Here is a 564-nt window from a genome sequence, read left to right on the forward strand (position 1 = left end):
GTTCTTCTTCGGCCTCATTTTGGTCTCTGTTTATCACATCCTCCGTCAGGTAGAAAAACGCGATGCGATTCGTTTCGTGACTCTTCTACTGGGCGTCGGCTTTGCGTATAGCATTACGGTGCTGAAACCACTGCATCTTGAACCTACCGCTATTAATACGCTGATTGCAGGTGCGATAGCAATTTGTGCGATGATCCTCCCTGGTATCTCAGGCAGCTTCATCCTGCTACTGATCGGTATGTATACTCCGGTACTTGCGGCCGTAAAAGGCTTCCAAGTGGATACGTTGGCGCTATTTTTATCGGGCTGCGTGATTGGCCTACTTTCTTTCTCTCATCTGCTCTCGTGGTTACTGCGCAAGTTCCGCGACTTCACGCTGATGTTCTTAACTGGTTTGATGATCGGTACACTACCTAAAATCTGGCCTTGGAAAGAAACCCTAACATGGCGTACGAACTCGAAAGGCGAACAAGTACCGTTACTACAACACAACTTGTCTCCATTTGAATTCGAACATATTACCTCTCAACCATCGCAGTTAGTGATTGCAGTCGTAATGATGCT

The 564-nt window shown here is 47.0% G+C and carries 1 protein-coding gene; it reads left to right on the forward strand.

Annotated elements, in window-relative coordinates; genetic code table 11:
• Positions 1-564: DUF368 domain-containing protein (locus tag R7093_RS27140; RefSeq protein WP_318147265.1), on the forward strand; the 564-nt coding region annotated here is incomplete at both ends.

The organism is Vibrio sp. 1580, from assembly GCF_033340055.1.